Below are 14,008 nucleotides of genomic sequence, written 5' to 3'. Positions count from 1 at the left end.
CGCCATCGTGGTGGCAGCCTTCGGCGACCCCGGCACGCCCGCCCTGAAGGAACTGGCCGACGTACCCGTCATCGGCATCACCGAAGCCGCACTGTGCGCGGCGGCGCTGCAGGGCCACCGCTTCTCCATCATCGCCATCTCGGACCGGATCAAACCCTGGTACCGCGAGTGCGTGGAACGCTTCGGGCTGGCAGGCCGGCTGGCCTCCATCCGTTCCATCAACGACTCCCTCCCCAGCATCGGTTCCGTCCAGCAGGACTTCAAGGAAACCCTGCTGGCACTCAGCAGGCAGGCCGTGGCAGAGGACGGGGCCGACGTCGTGATCCTCGCCGGCGCCCCGCTGGCCGGACTGGCCCGCGAACTCAATGGTCAGATCCCCGTGCCGGTGGTTGACGGCATCTCCGCGGGCATCCGCATGGCCGAAGCGGTGGCGGGGCTGCAGTCCGGACCGCACCGCGCCGGCGCGTTCGCCCCTCCCCCGGCGAAGGACCGAAAAGGCCTCTCCGGCAACCTGGACGCAGCCCTTGCGGCGCGCCAGGAGCATGCCGGTACGCCGCAGCCTGCCGCCTAAAGCCAGTCGCCACCACACCCACAAGGAGGACACCGATGTCCCACCAGCCAGAACTTGTCATTGCCAACGCCACGATCGTCAACAGCTTTGGCCGCCAGGACGCCCACATCGTGGTGCATGGGGGCCGCATCGCCGCCCTCATCGACGTTGACCAGCCGGTCCCCGCTGCCGGCCGCACCATCGACGCCACCGGCAAACTCGTCATCCCCGGCGGCGTTGATGGACACTGCCACGTCGCCCAGGTCACCGGACGCTTCCGGACACTTGACGACTACCGGACCACGTCCACCGCGGCACTGTGGGGCGGCACCACCACCATCATTGACTTCGGGATCCCCCGGGATGCCCAGGAAACCCCGCTGGCCGCCGTCCTGCACAAGAAGGAACTCGCCACCGAATCCCGGTGCGACGTGGCCCTCCACGGGGCGGTGGTCAGCTGGGACGAGACCATCCCATGGCAGCTGGAGCAGCTTGCCGCCGAGGGCGTGCGCTCCGTGAAGATGTACACCACCAACCGCGGCACCACCATGGCCGACGGGGACACCATCCTGAAGGTCATGCGCGAACTGGTCCGGCTGGACGGCCTGGCCTATATCCACGCCGAGCACGATCCGATCATTGCCGACTGCACCGAACAGCACGCCCAGGACGGCCGGATCGGCATCGAACACCTGCACCGGACCCGGCCGGAACTGGCCGAGGAGATCTCGGTGCAGGAGACCCTGGCCATGGCCGAATACACCGGCGCACCGGTCTACTTTGTCCACCAGTCAACACCCGGCGCCGTGGACCTGGTCTCGCAGGCACGGGAGCGCGGACTCCAGGCGTACTCGGAAACCTGCCCCCACTACGTCACCCTGGACGACACCGTCTACGCCTCAACCTTTCCCGAATGGTTCGCGTGCTGCCCGCCCATGCGCAGCGCCGAGACCGTCGCCGCGCTCAAGGAACGGCTGGCATCCGGAGCCATCCACACCATGTCCTCTGACCACTCCTGCTACGACCTGTCCCAGAAGCGCGAGCGCACCGACGACGTCCGGGCCATGCCGCACGGGCTGCCGGGGGTGGAGACCCGGATGCCTGTCGCCTTCACCGCGATGACCTCCGCCGGAGCCTCCGTGGAGCAGTTCGTCGAGGCGTTCGCCGCCGGCCCGGCCCGCATCAACGCGCTCCCCGGCAAAGGCCGCATCGCCGAGGGATTCGACGCCGACCTGGTGGTTTTCGATCCCGCCGAGGAACGAACCGTGGACGGCGCTGCCCTGCACATGGGTACGGACTTCTCACCCTTTGACGGGAAGGCACTGACGGGCTGGCCCGCCGTCGTGGTTTCCAACGGCCGCGTCGTCCTGGACCCGGACGGCTTCCACGATCCCGGCGCCGCGGGCCGGTTCATCAACCGCAACGGCTTCCGCGAGCACCAGTCCCTTCCCGCCGGCGTCGCGCACGCCGCCGCCTTCTAGGAGTTCCCATGCCTGCAACCACCCGCCCCCGCCGGATCGGTATGATCGTGCCGTCCTCGAATACCTGCCTGGAGCCGCAGACCTACCGCATTCTCGGCGGCCGGACCGACGTCACCGTCCATTTCACCCGGATCCCCGTCACCCGGATCGCCCTGGACGATTCCGCCAACCGCCAGTTCGACCCCGCCGTCATGCGGGAGGCCGCAGGACTGCTGGCGACGGCGGACGTGGACGTGATTGCCTGGAACGGCACCTCAGGCTCGTGGCTGGGATCGGCCCACGACCGGGAGCTGGCTGACGAAATTACCGGCGCCACCGGCATCCCGGCCACCACTTCCACGCTGGCCTACCTTGAGGCGTTCCGGACCTTCGGCATCGAACGGATCGGCCTCTTCACGCCCTATACAGAGGACGTGAACCACCAGGTCATCGCATCCTATGAGCGCGAAGGCATCAAGACCGTGGACCACCGGGCACTCGGGCTCAGCGACAACGAGTCCTTCGCCAGGGTCACCGAGGAGGAGATGCTGCCGGGATCGCGGGAACTCGCCGCCACCGCGCCCGACGCCCTGGTGTACTTGTGCACCAACCTTTACGGGGCAAACATCACCGAGGAGATCGAGGCGGGCACCGGGGTCCCGGTCCTTGATTCCGTGGCGGTCACCCTCTGGCATGCGCTGAAACTGGCGGGTGCCCCGCTGCTGGATCCGCGCTGGGGCAGGCTCCTGGCGTAGCGGGCCTGCCCCTGGCGGGGGACTTACATCCGCAGGGTCAGGGCGCCGGGCTCGATGCTCATCAGCACGTGCTTGCCCTCGCCCTCGTGGTCCCCGTCCAGCTGGTAGTCGTCCTTGTGCTCCAGGGTGATCTCGACTGTCTTGCCCTGGAAGTACTCCACCGCCGTATCCCGGTTCCGGCCCTTGCCGATGATGCCCGCCAGCACCGACAGCCAGCCGAGCTTGCCGTGGTGGGGTGCCAGGACGGCAATGTCCAGCAGGCCGTCGTCGATCTTGGCGTCGGGGAAGATTTCCAGGCCGCCCTGGACCTTGCCGCAGTTGCCCACCATCACGCTGCGCACACCGCGGTGCACAACGGTGTTCCCGTCAACCGCAACGGTTGCCTTCACGGGTTTGCCGGGCAGGTTCCGGATGCCGGCGTCCACGTAGGCCAGCCAGCCCACTTTGTCCTTCAGGTCCTCGTTGGTGTCGCCCATGATGGTGGCGTCGTAGCCCATGCCGGCCATGACCAGGAAGAGCTGGTCCTGGTCCGGGTCCTTGCGCTTGGCGCGTACCACGTCGATCTTCCGCTCGGCACCGGTCAGGGCGCCGGCCATGGCGCCGTCGTAATCGGTCACGTCCATGCCCAGGTTGCGCGCCAGCAGGTTCCCGGTCCCCAGGGGCAGCAGGCCCATGGGGGTGTCGCCGCCGGACAGGACCTCGGCGACGCACCGCACGGTACCGTCGCCGCCGGCCGCGATGACCACGTCCGCGCCCTGCGCCAGGGCTTCCTTTGCCTGGCCGACGCCGGGGTCCTCCTTGGTGGTCTCCAGCCAGATCGGCTCGCCCCAGCCGTTCTCGACACAGTGCTTGGCCACCAGGCCCCGCACGTCGATATCCACCGGCTTGGCAGGATTGACAATGATGGCGGCACGTTTGGGGGAAGTGGAGGTGGTGTCAGTCATGGCGTCCTCTGGTGGGGTGGAAAGCAAGCAGGCTGTTGAAAGAAGGGTAACCCGTCGCAGCGGCAGTTCCGTGCCTACAGTGCCTTGACGGCGCCGAGCACCTGGGCCAGGGACTCCTTGGCATCGCCGAACAGCAGGGACGTCTGCGGCTCGTACAGGAGCTCGTTTTCGATGCCGGCGAAACCGGGGCGCATGGAACGCTTCAGGAACACCACCTGCCGCGCCTCCGCCACTTCCAGGATGGGCATCCCGTAGATCGGCGACCCGGAGGACGTCTTGGCCGCCGGGTTCACCACGTCGTTCGCGCCCACCACCAGGGCAACGTCGGTGGTTTTGAACTCCGGGTTGATCTCACCCATTTCCTTGAGCGACTCGTAGGGCACGTTGGCCTCCGCCAGCAGTACGTTCATGTGCCCGGGCATGCGGCCGGCTACCGGGTGGATGGCGAAATCCACCTGGATGCCGCGGGCTTCCAGGGCCAGTGCCAGTTCGGCGGCGGTGTGCTGCCCCTGGGCCACCGCCAGGCCGTAGCCCGGGACGATGATCACGCGCTGGGCATAGCCCAGCAGGACGGCCACGTCTTCCGGTGAGGACGACCGGACCGGACGCTCGCTCACTGCCGTGGATCCCGCCGTCGAACCTCCGCGGAACGCGCCGAACAGGATGCCCGCAACGCTCCGGCCCATGGCCGCGGCCATGGCGCGGGTGAGGATGGTGCCCGAGGCGCCCACGAGCGTGCCGGCCACCACCAGCAGGACGTTGCCCAGCACTACGCCGGACGCCGCGACGGCCAGGCCGGTGAAGGCGTTCAGCAGCGAGATGACGATGGGCACGTCTGCGCCGCCCACGGGCAGCACCAGCAGCACGCCGGCGGCGAGACCCAGGACCAGCAGCAGGACGGCAAGGGGCAGCGAACCCGAAAGGACCACCGCGACGCCGGAGGCCACCGCCGCCAGCAGCACCACCGACATCACCACGGGGAGCCCTGGGAACACCACCGGCCGGGTGGTCATCAGCTCCTGCAGCTTGGCGAAGGTGATGCCAGAACCGGCAAAGGAAACGGCCCCCACCAGGAGCGTGAAAACGATGGCCACGCGGACCCAGGGATCCGCGGTGTGGCCCAGTTCCAGGAGGGCCACCAGGGCGGCAGCGCCGCCGCCCACCCCGTTGAACAGGGCCACCAGCTGCGGCATCTGCGTCATCCTGACACGCCGGGCCACGGGGGCGGCCACGGCGGAGCCCACCACGATGGCGCCCAGGATCCACGGAATGTTGTCGAGCCGCGCGGACAGGAAGACCGTCACGACGGCGATCACGGCACCCAGCGCGCCCACCAGGTTTCCGCGGCGGGCGGTGCGGGGTGAACTGAGTCCGCGCAGCGCCAGGATGAAGAAGACGGCGGCGGCCAGGTACAGCAGGGCGGTCCAGACGGGATCGAGGATGCTCATTTGCTGCCGGCCTTGGGCTGCCCGGCGTCCTTTTTCGCGTGGAACATGTGCAGCATCCGGTCCGTCACCACGAACCCGCCCACCAGGTTGGCGGTGGCGAGGACGACGGCGAGCAGCGCCACCGCCAGGACCCACGGGTCCGCTGCCTGGCCGGCCACGATGATGGCACCCACCAGGATGATCCCGTGGATGGCGTTCGCGCCGGACATCAGCGGCGTGTGCAGGGTGCTGGAGACCTTGGACACCACTTCGAAGCCGACGAACACCGCCAGCACCGTAATGGTCAGCAGGGCTGTCCCGTCCATCAGAGCGCTCCGTCCTGCCGGGCCACGGCTGCTGCGCCGGTCCGTGCCGCCAGAAGGTCTGCGGTTGGCTGGTGCCGCACCACGCCGTCGTGGGTCAGGCAGGCTCCGGCCACCACTTCGTCCTCGAAATCCAGGGCCAGGGTGCCGTCCCGGACCATCAGCGCCAGCAGGTTGGCCACGTTCTTGGCGTACAGGCGGGAGGCGTCGGATGCCATCGCCGAGGCCGGGTCCTTCAGGCCCACCAGGGTGATGTGCCCGGACCCGTCGGCGGTGGGGATGGGAATGTCCTGGCCGGGCACGGATCCCTCCACGTTCCCGCCGGACTCCGCGGCGAGGTCGACGACGACCGATCCCGGGCGCATGCCCTGCACCATCTCGCGGGTCACCAGGAGGGGCGCGGGACGGCCGGGGACGGCCGCCGTCGTGATCAAAACGTCCGATTGGGCGACGTGCGGTGCCAGCAGCTGGCGCTGCCTGGTGCCGGCGTCGGTGCCCAGCTGCCGGGCGTAGCCGCCGGCCGCTTCCGCCGTTTCAAGGTCCAGCCGGATGAAGGTGCCGCCCATGGAGGCCACCTCGTCAGCGGAGGCGGGCCGGATGTCGTTGGCGAAAACCCTGGCTCCCAGCCGCTTTGCCGTCCCAATGGCCTGCAGGCCTGCCACACCGGCACCGAGGACCAGGATGCGGGCCGGCGGGATGGTCCCCGCGGCGGTCATGTACAGGGGAAAGAACCGGGGCAGCCTGATGGCCGCTTCGAGCACGCAGCGGTAGCCGGCCACCAGTGCCTGCGAGGTCAGCGCATCCATGGACTGGGCCCGGGAAATGCGGGGCACCAGCTCCAGGGCGAAGGAGGTGATGCCGTTGTCCGCGAGCGCCTGCACCGTGGGCAGTTCGGACAACGGCGATCCGAGCCCCACAGTGACGGCTCCCCGTTTCAACGCCGCAGCGGTGTCCGGGTCCAGCGGGCGGACGTGGGCCAGGATATCGACGGCGCCGAAGTCCAGGTCAGGGACTACTGCCGCGCCCGCCTGCCGGTAATCATGGTCGGAGTGGCCTGCGGCGGTCCCGGCCGCGGTTTCGAGCAGGACGTCCAGGCCCATTCCGGTCAGCTGCCTGACGGTGTCCGGAGTGGCGGCCACGCGCCGCTCCCCCTCCCGGCGTTCCCGCGGAATGCCCAGTTTCACCCGCAGACTCCTCTTCCTGAAGGGCGTTGCAGCGGCTCTGCTGCACGCAGTTGGCTTGAGTCTAGAGCCCTGCGGGCCGCGGCGGGAGTAGGGCGGCCGGCTTGGATGGCAAAGAGTTACCTCGCGGCGGCGCCGGCTGATCCGCCGTAATCGAGGGCAATCCGCCGCGCGGCTTCCAGCAGTTCGGGGAGGACTGTTGCTTCGATGTCCTGGGCCGCGGCACGGTGGGTCTGCAGGGAAACGTTGGCCGCAGCCACAACCTCGTGTCCGCGCATGACGGGAACGGCCACGCCGCGGAGGCCTTCCTCGAGTTCCTGCGAGACCATGGACCAGCCTTTTCGTCGGGTTGCCTCCACCTCGGCCCGCAGGTCCTCGACGCTGCCGAGGGAGCGGTCGGTGAAACGGTGCAGCTGGACCGAACGGAGATAGTCATCAAGCCGGGCTGCGGGCAGGCCGGCAAGCAGGACACGGCCCATGGAGGTGGCCCAGGCCGGGAAGCGGGTGCCAACGGTGATGGAAACGCTCAGCAGCCGCGGTGACGGCACGCAGGCCACGTAGACCACGTCGCCGCCGTCGAGGATGCACAGGGCGGTGGTTTCGTTCAGGTGCTCCGCGAGTTCCTTCAGGTGCGGCCCGGCCACCCTGGGCAGCGTCAAGCCGGCCAGGTAGGAGCGGCCGATGTCGAGGGACCGGGGTGTCAGTTCGAAAGCGGACCCTTCGGCCCGGACGTAGCCAAGATCGGCCAGGGTCAGCAGGAACCGGCGTGCGGAGGCGCGCGTCATGTCCGTCGCGGCTGCCACCTGGGAAACGGTGAGCCGTTGCTGGTCCGGCGTGAAGGCGAGCAATACGTCGAAGGCCTTCTCCACCGACTTCACAAAGTAGCCTGCCTGCTCCTCCATGGGCGTTGCGGTTTCCTCTCCGGACGTCGGTGGCGCACCGCTCAGGTTTGCCGGGTTTCAGCGCCTGTCCGATCATATCGGGGGCGGCTGTCAGGACGCCTTCCGGAGATGCCCGAGCGTTTCCTGCAGCAGCCCGCGGGCCCGCCCGTCCAGGCCCAGCAGCGGGACCATGGCCACGGCTTGCTCGCGGAGGTGGTCCCATCCGTCGATGTACCGGAGCCCCATCCCGCGGGCCCGGGCCACGCTTGCCGTGGTGTGGCGGGCGTACACGAAGTCGTAGAGCATGGCGTCCGGCGCCAGCGGGCCGCTGCCCCACGCGGGGCCGTCCGAGCTGCCCTTTCCGATGGGGGTGGCGTTGACCACCAGGGATACGTCGCCGGCGAGGTCCTGCGCCGCAAGCCATGTGACGGTCCGTGTATCAATGCCAAGTTCCAGGCCAAGCTCCATCAGCTCTTTGGAAGCCCGGGGGTCCTGGTCCGTGATGGAGACGGCACCCACGTTTCCGCGCAGGGCGATCAGTGCCGCCCGCGCCGCTCCGCCGGCCCCAAGTAGCAGCGCATGCCGGTGGGAGACGCCGTCCAGCAGCACCTCCACCGCAGTGATGTCGGTGTTGTGCCCCGCCAGTTCCCTGCCCTCCTTGACCAGGAGGTTGCAGGCGCCGCTCAGCCGGACCGGGGCGGTCACGCGGTCCGCGGCCTCAGCTGCCCAGTGCTTGTGCGGCATGGTGATGTTGGCCGCCAGGATCCCGGGTTCCAGGAGCCTGCCGCGGGTCCGGGCCAGGTCGCCGCCCGCCGGGACGTCCCAGGGTTCATAGGTCCAGCCAGTGCCCAGTTCCTGCAGGACGGGATTCCACAGATCGGGAGACATGGCCGTGGATGCAGCCGACCCGATCAGGATGAGGCGGGATGCCTCCACAGAAGGATTCCTCATAACGCACCTTTCGCGCAGTGCCATTGTGATTGGTCTCACTCGCTAGTATCCTCGATTCAAACGCATATCGCACACATGTTCGGTATACGCACAAAATCAAGAAATTCACGCTCCCTTCAGCGCGGAAGGAAATCCCATGACAGACATCGCAGCAGGCTCGCAGGCCCAGTACATACCTGACGCCCAACGCCGCCTCAAGCGCGCCAGGAAGGCAGCGCTGGCCGCCTTCCTGGGCGGCGCCCTGGAGTATTACGACTTCTTCATCTACGCCACCGCGGCGTCGCTGGTGTTCTCGAAGATCTTCTTCCCATCGGGCGACCCGACCATCGCCCTGCTGGCCTCGTTCGCAACGTTCGGCGTCGCCTACGTCGCCAGGCCGTTCGGCGCCGTGGTGTTCGGCCACCTGGGTGACAAGATCGGACGCAAGAACACGCTGGTGCTCACCCTGGTGCTCATGGGCAGCGCCACGTTCCTCATCGGCGCCCTGCCTGACTTCAATGCCGCCGGCTACTGGGCGCCTGCCCTGCTGGTACTGCTCCGCCTGATGCAGGGCCTTTCCGCGGGAGCCGAGACAGCAGGCGCTTCGGCGCTCTCCACCGAGGAAGCACCCGAAGGCCGGCGCGGCTTCTTCGCCAGCTTCTCAATGAGCGGCATTTCCTTTGGGATCGTCCTGGCCTCATTGGCCTTCCTGCCGGTGGCCGCCATGAGCGAGGCAGACCGGCTCGCGTGGGGCTGGCGGATCCCTTTCTGGCTCTCCATCGTGGTGCTCATCGTGGCGTACCTGGTGCGCCGCTCGCTGGAGGAACCAGAGGTCTTCGAGGAAAAGCAGGACCATGGCGAACTGGTGAAACTGCCGTTCGCCAAGATGTTCCAGACCCATCCCGCGCAGTTCTTCCAGGTGGCACTGATGTCCTTCGAGACGGTCACCAACACCTTCATGCAGTCGTTCGGCCTGGCCTACGCCGTGTCGGTAGGCGTTCCCGCGTCCACCATGCTGTGGGTCAGCATCGTGGGCAACGTCCTGGCGATTGCCACCCAGCCACTGACTGCCCGCCTGTCGGACTCGTTCGGCCGCCGCCCGATCTTCATCATCGGGGTCCTGGGCTCCGGCATCATGATCTTCGTCTACTTCTCCGTGATCGCCACCGGAAACATCCCGATGATCTTCCTGACCAGCACCCTGATCACCGCCGGAACGTACGCCATGTCCAACGCGATCTACCCGGCATGGTTCTCCGAGCTCTTCAATGTCAAGGTCCGCTACTCCGGCATGGCAATCGGGCTCCAGATCGGCATCCTCTGCGCCGGCTTCACCCCACTGCTGGGAACCGCCCTGGTAGGTGCGGAGAAGGCCAACTGGGGCCCGGCAGCCTGGATTGTCGCGGCGTCATCCATCCTGGCGGTAGCGGGTGCATGGTGGGCCCGTGAAACCGCCAAGACCCCGCTGCGGGAACTCGGCAACCCGGTCAGGTAGCGCCTGGGCCGCCCGGACAAAGGTGGGGCCGACGACGGGACGCACCTCCCGCCGTCGGCCCCACCCTTGTCTGCTGCCGGACGCCCTACTGGCCGGCTGCGCCCGTAGGCGCGGCGGCCGGGGCGGTAGCGCCGTTATTGCCGCCGCTGCGTCCCTGGCCGGGCGTTTGGGTGCCTGGGTTGTTGCCGGTTCCGGCCCCGGCGCGGCCATTGGTTCCCTGGAAGTTGCCCACGTTGGTCCGCCCGCCCCGGGCGCCCAGGTCAAGCTGCTTCTGCACCATCGAGCCGCCGAAGAACCCTGCCACCACCAGCAGGACGCAGGCCAGGATCTTCGTGGTGCGGCCGGGCGTGTACCGCTTCCTGGGAATAAAGGGCTCGTCGTTGGCCTGGACCTCGGCCGGCTGGTCCGGGAAGGGCCCGTGGTCCTCGCCGGGGGGCGTCAGGGGAACGGGAGCCGGCAGCGCTTCGGTGACGGCAGCGGTGTCCGGGCTGTAGGGGCTGTAGGGGCTGGAGCTGTTCACGGGTTTCCTATTCATAGCGGAGGGCATCGATGGGCCGCAGTTTCGCGGCCTTGTTGGCGGGGTAGACCCCAAAAACCAGTCCAATGACGGCCGAAACCGCCAGGGACAGCCAAACTGTCCAGGCCTGCACCTCGGGTTGGACGCCGAGCACGGGGAACGCGCTGCCCGCAAAGCCGACGGCGATCCCCGCCACCCCGCCGATCACCGAGATCACCAGGGATTCGATCAGGAACTGGGTCACGATGCTGCCCCGGGACGCACCGATGGCCTTCCTGATGCCGATCTCCCGGGTCCGTTCCGTCACGGTGACCAGCATGATGTTCATAACGCCGATCCCGCCGACCAGGAGGCTGATGGCAGCCACCGCCCCGAGCAGGATGGTCAGTGTCTGGGTGGTGTTGGTGGCGGTGGTGAGAATCTGCGCCTGGTTGCGGACCTGGTAGTCCCGGTTGGTGGAGTCGACGTGGTGGCGGGCGTCCAGGATCATCTGGATCTCGTTTTGCGCCTGGTTCATGACGTCCGCGGAGGCAGCCTGCACCGTGATCGACGCCAGCGTGGGCGCGTAGCCGGTGAACTTATTCTGCGCGGCGGCGAACGGCACCACCACGATGTCATCGGGATCGTTCAGGCCGGTAGATCCTTTGACCGCGAGCACGCCGGACACCGTGAAGTTCTGGCCGTTCAGCTGGATGGTCTGCCCCACCGCGGAACTGGTGGCTGCGCCGAAGAGGTCGCTGGCCACCGTGTTTCCGATGACTGCCACCGGGTTGCCTGCCTGCTGGTCGGCTTCGGTGAAGAACGCCCCGGACGCCATGGTGCTGTTGGTGATATCGAAGTACGAGGATGTGGTCCCGAGGAAGCTCGCAACGGAGTGGGTGGCGCTGGTGTACGTTGCGGTGACGCCCTGCGCCTGGACGATCGGCGCCGTCCGGGCCACATCGGGGGCCAGGACTGCATCCGTGAGGGCATGTTCGTCGTCGAGGGTGAGGTTGGTGCTGCGGGTGCGGCTTGCCCCGGCCTGGCCGCCCCGTGCTGCGTCCGCCCACGCTGGTGGAACGGCTGACGGTGAGGACGTTGGTGCCCAGCTTGCCGATCTGGGCTTTGATGTTGTTGCTGGTCCCCGCCCCGACCGCGAGCAGGATAATGACAGCGGCAATGCCGATCAGGATCCCCAGCGTGGTGAGTACTGAACGCATCTTGTTGGCGGCCACGCCGGACAGGGCGAACCGCGCCGATTCGAGGAGGTTCACGGCGCCACCGCGAAAGTTCTTGCGGTCACCGGCTGCTGCCGGACATCGGAGACGATCCTGCCGTCCTGCATCCGCACCACCCGGCCGGCCCGCTCGGCGACGTCCATTTCGTGCGTGATCATCACGATGGTCCGTCCGCTGGCGTGCAGGTTCCCGAAGAGGTCCAGGATCTCGGCCGAGGACCGCGAGTCCAGCGCTCCCGTGGGCTCATCGGCCAGCAGGAGCACCGGGTTGGTCACCAAAGCCCTGGCGATGGCCACGCGCTGCTGCTGGCCGCCCGACAGCTGCGACGGCTTGTGGCCTGCACGGCTGGACAACCCCACGGTGTCCAGCATGGCCAGTGCGCGGCTGCGCCTCTCGTGCCGCCCCACTTTCGCGTAGGCGAGGGGCATGGCCACATTGTCCACCGCCCTGGTCCTGGAGATCAGGTTGAAGTTCTGGAACACAAAGCCGATCTTGCGGTTGCGGATCTGTGCCTGCTGGTACTCGTCCAACTCCCGGGTGTTGATGCCGTCCAGGCGGTAACTTCCGGTGCTGGGCGCGTCGAGGCAGCCGATGATGTTCATCATGGTGGACTTCCCGGACCCCGACGCTCCGATGATGGCCACGAAATCGCCCCGCTCGATCGCGATGTCCACATGGTCCAGCGCGCGCACCTCTGCCTCGCCCTTGCCGTAGACCTTGCTGACACCGGAGAGTTCGATGACGGCTGCCACGGTCACTGGCCGCCGTTCCGGGTACCGCCGCGGGTGCCCGCGCCGCCAAGTCCACCGGCGCCGAATCCGCTGCCGGGGGTGGTGCTGCCGGTGTCCAGGGTGCTGGAAATGGCAGGGAGTTCCACCTGGTCCCCGTCGGCAAGGCCAGTCAGGACCTGGGTGCGCCCGTTGGCGCTGATCCCCGTGGTGACCGTCACCGGCGTCGGGGTACCGTCCTTGAGGACGTTGACCGTCTGCCGGTTCCCCGTGGTGGTGATAGCGAGGCTGGGCACCACCAGGGCGTCGTCGGCCGTGGCGGTGGTGACCGAAATGTTGGCGCTCTGGCCCAGGCGCAGCCCGGCCGGCGGATTGGCGATGGAGACCGTCACCGGATAGGTGACCACGCCGTTGGTGGTGCTCGAGGTCTGGGCGATGGAGACCACCTTGCCGGTGACGGGCGCGGCGGCAGGATCCTGGGCCAGTGCGGGAAAGGTGAACTGGGCCGTCTGGTCCGGCTTCATGCTGGTGACGTCGGACTCGGAGAACCCGGCAACCACCTGCAGGTGGCCGGTGTCGCTGATGGTGACCAGGCCGCTGCCGGAGCTTCCCGCGGCAGACGACGATGCCCCGGAGGACGCGGACGAGGCGGCCCCGGTGCCACCGCCGGCGGTGGCACCGGACGAAGCTGCCGAGGAACCCGAGGAGGATCCCGTCAGCGCGCCGGCCGTTGCGGTCACCGACGTGACGGTTCCTGCCACCGGCGAGGTCAGGTTGCAGGCGGCGAGGTTCGCCTTGTCCGTATCGACGGCGAGTTGGGCGCTGGTGACGTTGGTGCCCCCTGCCGAGGCTGCCGCGTTCTGGGCGTTGCCCAAGGCAGTGGTGGCGGAGGCAACCTGCTGCTTGTCCTTAAGCTGGGTGGACGCAGCCTGGTTTTGCGCCTGAGTCAGCGCGGCCTGGTCCTTGGCCAACTGGTTCTGGGCAGCCGCCACCGGGTCCGTCCAGTTGGCAGGCTTCGGGTTGGGGACCGGCACAGCCTGGGCGGCGGTCACGGCAGCATTATCGGCATCCACTGCCTTCTGGGCCGCGGACACCGCAGCGGACTGCTGGGAGGAGTCCAGGCCGGCGGATTGCTGGGCGTTCACCAGGGACTGGTTTGCCGTAGCCACCTGCCCGGCGGCGGATGCCTGCTGCTGGTTGGCCTGGGCCGTCACCGAATCCAGCTGGGCTTGGGCCGCGTTCAGGGCATTCTGGGCATTGGTGGGATCGATGGACACCAGCAACTGCCCGGCAGTCACCTGCTGGCCCAGTGTTGCTGCCACGGATTGGATCACGCCGCTGCAGTTCTGGGCGCTGACCACCGTGGTGGTTTGCGGGGCGACATTGCCCGAAGCTGTGGCCACTGAAGAGATAGCCGCCTTGCCCACCGTTACCGTGCGCACGGCCGCTGACGGGGTGGTGGAGCCAGCCGCCGTGGCCGTGAGGTAGGTGCCTGCGCCGAGGGCCAGAATGACGGCGCCCAGGCCCAGGTTGATAACAAGGGATTTTGAGGTCATGGCTGGACCTTAAAAGGGGCACCTGAAGATACGCCGTGAAAATG

At 68.0% G+C, this 14,008-nt stretch carries 14 protein-coding genes and 1 pseudogene; 4 read left to right on the top strand and 11 right to left on the bottom strand.

The annotated features are described in order from the left end of the window. Positions 1–7 precede the first annotated feature (7 nt). From QF050_RS04385 to QF050_RS04375, 3 genes are read left to right on the top strand one after another with little or no spacing between them, the layout of a single operon-like run. Positions 8–571, top strand: a complete 564-nt coding sequence (locus QF050_RS04385) for an aspartate/glutamate racemase family protein (protein WP_374121499.1) — start codon at positions 8–10, stop codon at positions 569–571. Positions 572–606: 35 nt separating this feature from the next. Continuing rightward, positions 607–2,031 (top strand): amidohydrolase family protein, encoded by a 1,425-nt coding sequence (locus tag QF050_RS04380; RefSeq protein ID WP_308929331.1) that lies wholly within the window; start codon positions 607–609, stop codon positions 2,029–2,031. Positions 2,032–2,039: 8 nt separating this feature from the next. Beyond that, positions 2,040–2,765, top strand: coding sequence for an aspartate/glutamate racemase family protein (locus QF050_RS04375; RefSeq protein ID WP_308929330.1), 726 nt, complete (start codon positions 2,040–2,042; stop codon positions 2,763–2,765). Positions 2,766–2,788: 23 nt separating this feature from the next. On the opposite strand, the gene QF050_RS04370 is transcribed toward QF050_RS04375, so the two are convergent. The 6 genes from QF050_RS04370 to QF050_RS04345 form a co-directional block, all read right to left on the bottom strand. Beyond that, positions 2,789–3,709 carry a diacylglycerol kinase family protein gene (locus QF050_RS04370; protein ID WP_308929329.1) on the bottom strand — a complete coding sequence of 307 codons (921 nt, stop codon included), beginning with the start codon at positions 3,707–3,709 and terminating at the stop codon, positions 2,789–2,791. 74 nt (positions 3,710–3,783) lie between these two features. Continuing rightward, a complete protein-coding gene (locus QF050_RS04365) occupies positions 3,784–5,157 on the bottom strand; it encodes an NAD(P)(+) transhydrogenase (Re/Si-specific) subunit beta (protein WP_308929328.1) in 1,374 nt (457 codons plus the stop codon). Beyond that, entirely contained in the window at positions 5,154–5,462 is a 309-nt protein-coding gene (locus tag QF050_RS04360; RefSeq protein WP_308929327.1) for an NAD(P) transhydrogenase subunit alpha, read from the bottom strand. The genes QF050_RS04365 and QF050_RS04360 overlap by 4 nt, the downstream gene beginning before the upstream one ends. Further along, complete coding sequence (locus QF050_RS04355) at positions 5,462–6,643, bottom strand: Re/Si-specific NAD(P)(+) transhydrogenase subunit alpha (RefSeq protein WP_308929326.1); 1,182 nt, start codon at positions 6,641–6,643, stop codon at positions 5,462–5,464. The genes QF050_RS04360 and QF050_RS04355 overlap by 1 nt, the downstream gene beginning before the upstream one ends. Before the next feature lie 116 nt (positions 6,644–6,759). Further along, positions 6,760–7,542 (bottom strand): IclR family transcriptional regulator C-terminal domain-containing protein, encoded by a 783-nt coding sequence (locus tag QF050_RS04350; RefSeq protein ID WP_308929325.1) that lies wholly within the window; start codon positions 7,540–7,542, stop codon positions 6,760–6,762. A 90-nt stretch (positions 7,543–7,632) separates the two neighbouring features. Beyond that, positions 7,633–8,472: a shikimate dehydrogenase gene (locus QF050_RS04345; protein WP_308929324.1), complete on the bottom strand. Its 840-nt coding sequence runs from the start codon at positions 8,470–8,472 to the stop codon at positions 7,633–7,635. Between the two features lie 136 nt (positions 8,473–8,608). On the opposite strand from QF050_RS04345, the gene QF050_RS04340 reads away from it, so the two are divergent. Next, positions 8,609–9,946, top strand: coding sequence for an MFS transporter (locus QF050_RS04340; RefSeq protein ID WP_308929323.1), 1,338 nt, complete (start codon positions 8,609–8,611; stop codon positions 9,944–9,946). Positions 9,947–10,031: 85 nt separating this feature from the next. Here QF050_RS04340 and QF050_RS04335 read toward each other — a convergent pair whose 3' ends face one another. The 5 genes and pseudogenes from QF050_RS04335 to QF050_RS04315 form a co-directional block, all read right to left on the bottom strand. After that, positions 10,032–10,466: a hypothetical protein gene (locus QF050_RS04335; RefSeq protein ID WP_308929322.1), complete on the bottom strand. Its 435-nt coding sequence runs from the start codon at positions 10,464–10,466 to the stop codon at positions 10,032–10,034. 7 nt (positions 10,467–10,473) lie between these two features. Continuing rightward, positions 10,474–11,415, bottom strand: coding sequence for an ABC transporter permease (locus tag QF050_RS04330; protein ID WP_374121558.1), 942 nt, complete (start codon positions 11,413–11,415; stop codon positions 10,474–10,476). 148 nt (positions 11,416–11,563) lie between these two features. Continuing rightward, a pseudogene (locus QF050_RS04325) lies at positions 11,564–11,662 on the bottom strand (hypothetical protein); the annotation flags it as partial. Between the two features lie 50 nt (positions 11,663–11,712). Continuing rightward, positions 11,713–12,438 (bottom strand): ABC transporter ATP-binding protein, encoded by a 726-nt coding sequence (locus QF050_RS04320; protein WP_308929320.1) that lies wholly within the window; start codon positions 12,436–12,438, stop codon positions 11,713–11,715. Then, positions 12,435–13,964 (bottom strand): HlyD family efflux transporter periplasmic adaptor subunit, encoded by a 1,530-nt coding sequence (locus tag QF050_RS04315; protein WP_308929319.1) that lies wholly within the window; start codon positions 13,962–13,964, stop codon positions 12,435–12,437. Before QF050_RS04315 ends, QF050_RS04320 begins: the two co-directional genes overlap by 4 nt. Positions 13,965–14,008: the final 44 nt, after the last annotated feature.

Source organism: Arthrobacter sp. SLBN-112 (genome assembly GCF_030944625.1).
Taxonomy (GTDB): domain Bacteria; phylum Actinomycetota; class Actinomycetes; order Actinomycetales; family Micrococcaceae; genus Arthrobacter.
This window is presented reverse-complemented; position numbering and strand designations above follow the sequence as displayed.

Bases quoted from the DNA above. Each gene is read 5' to 3' on its own strand.
- QF050_RS04380 (WP_308929331.1), top strand. From the start codon at position 607: ATGTCCCACCAGCCAGAACTTGTCATTGCCAACGCCACGATCGTCAAC.
- QF050_RS04375 (WP_308929330.1), top strand. From the start codon at position 2,040: ATGCCTGCAACCACCCGCCCCCGCCGGATCGGTATGATCGTGCCGTCC.
- QF050_RS04370 (WP_308929329.1), bottom strand. From the start codon at position 3,709: ATGACTGACACCACCTCCACTTCCCCCAAACGTGCCGCCATCATTGTC.
- QF050_RS04365 (WP_308929328.1), bottom strand. From the start codon at position 5,157: ATGAGCATCCTCGATCCCGTCTGGACCGCCCTGCTGTACCTGGCCGCC.
- QF050_RS04360 (WP_308929327.1), bottom strand. From the start codon at position 5,462: ATGGACGGGACAGCCCTGCTGACCATTACGGTGCTGGCGGTGTTCGTC.
- QF050_RS04350 (WP_308929325.1), bottom strand. From the start codon at position 7,542: ATGGAGGAGCAGGCAGGCTACTTTGTGAAGTCGGTGGAGAAGGCCTTC.
- QF050_RS04345 (WP_308929324.1), bottom strand. From the start codon at position 8,472: ATGAGGAATCCTTCTGTGGAGGCATCCCGCCTCATCCTGATCGGGTCG.
- QF050_RS04340 (WP_308929323.1), top strand. From the start codon at position 8,609: ATGACAGACATCGCAGCAGGCTCGCAGGCCCAGTACATACCTGACGCC.
- QF050_RS04315 (WP_308929319.1), bottom strand. From the start codon at position 13,964: ATGACCTCAAAATCCCTTGTTATCAACCTGGGCCTGGGCGCCGTCATT.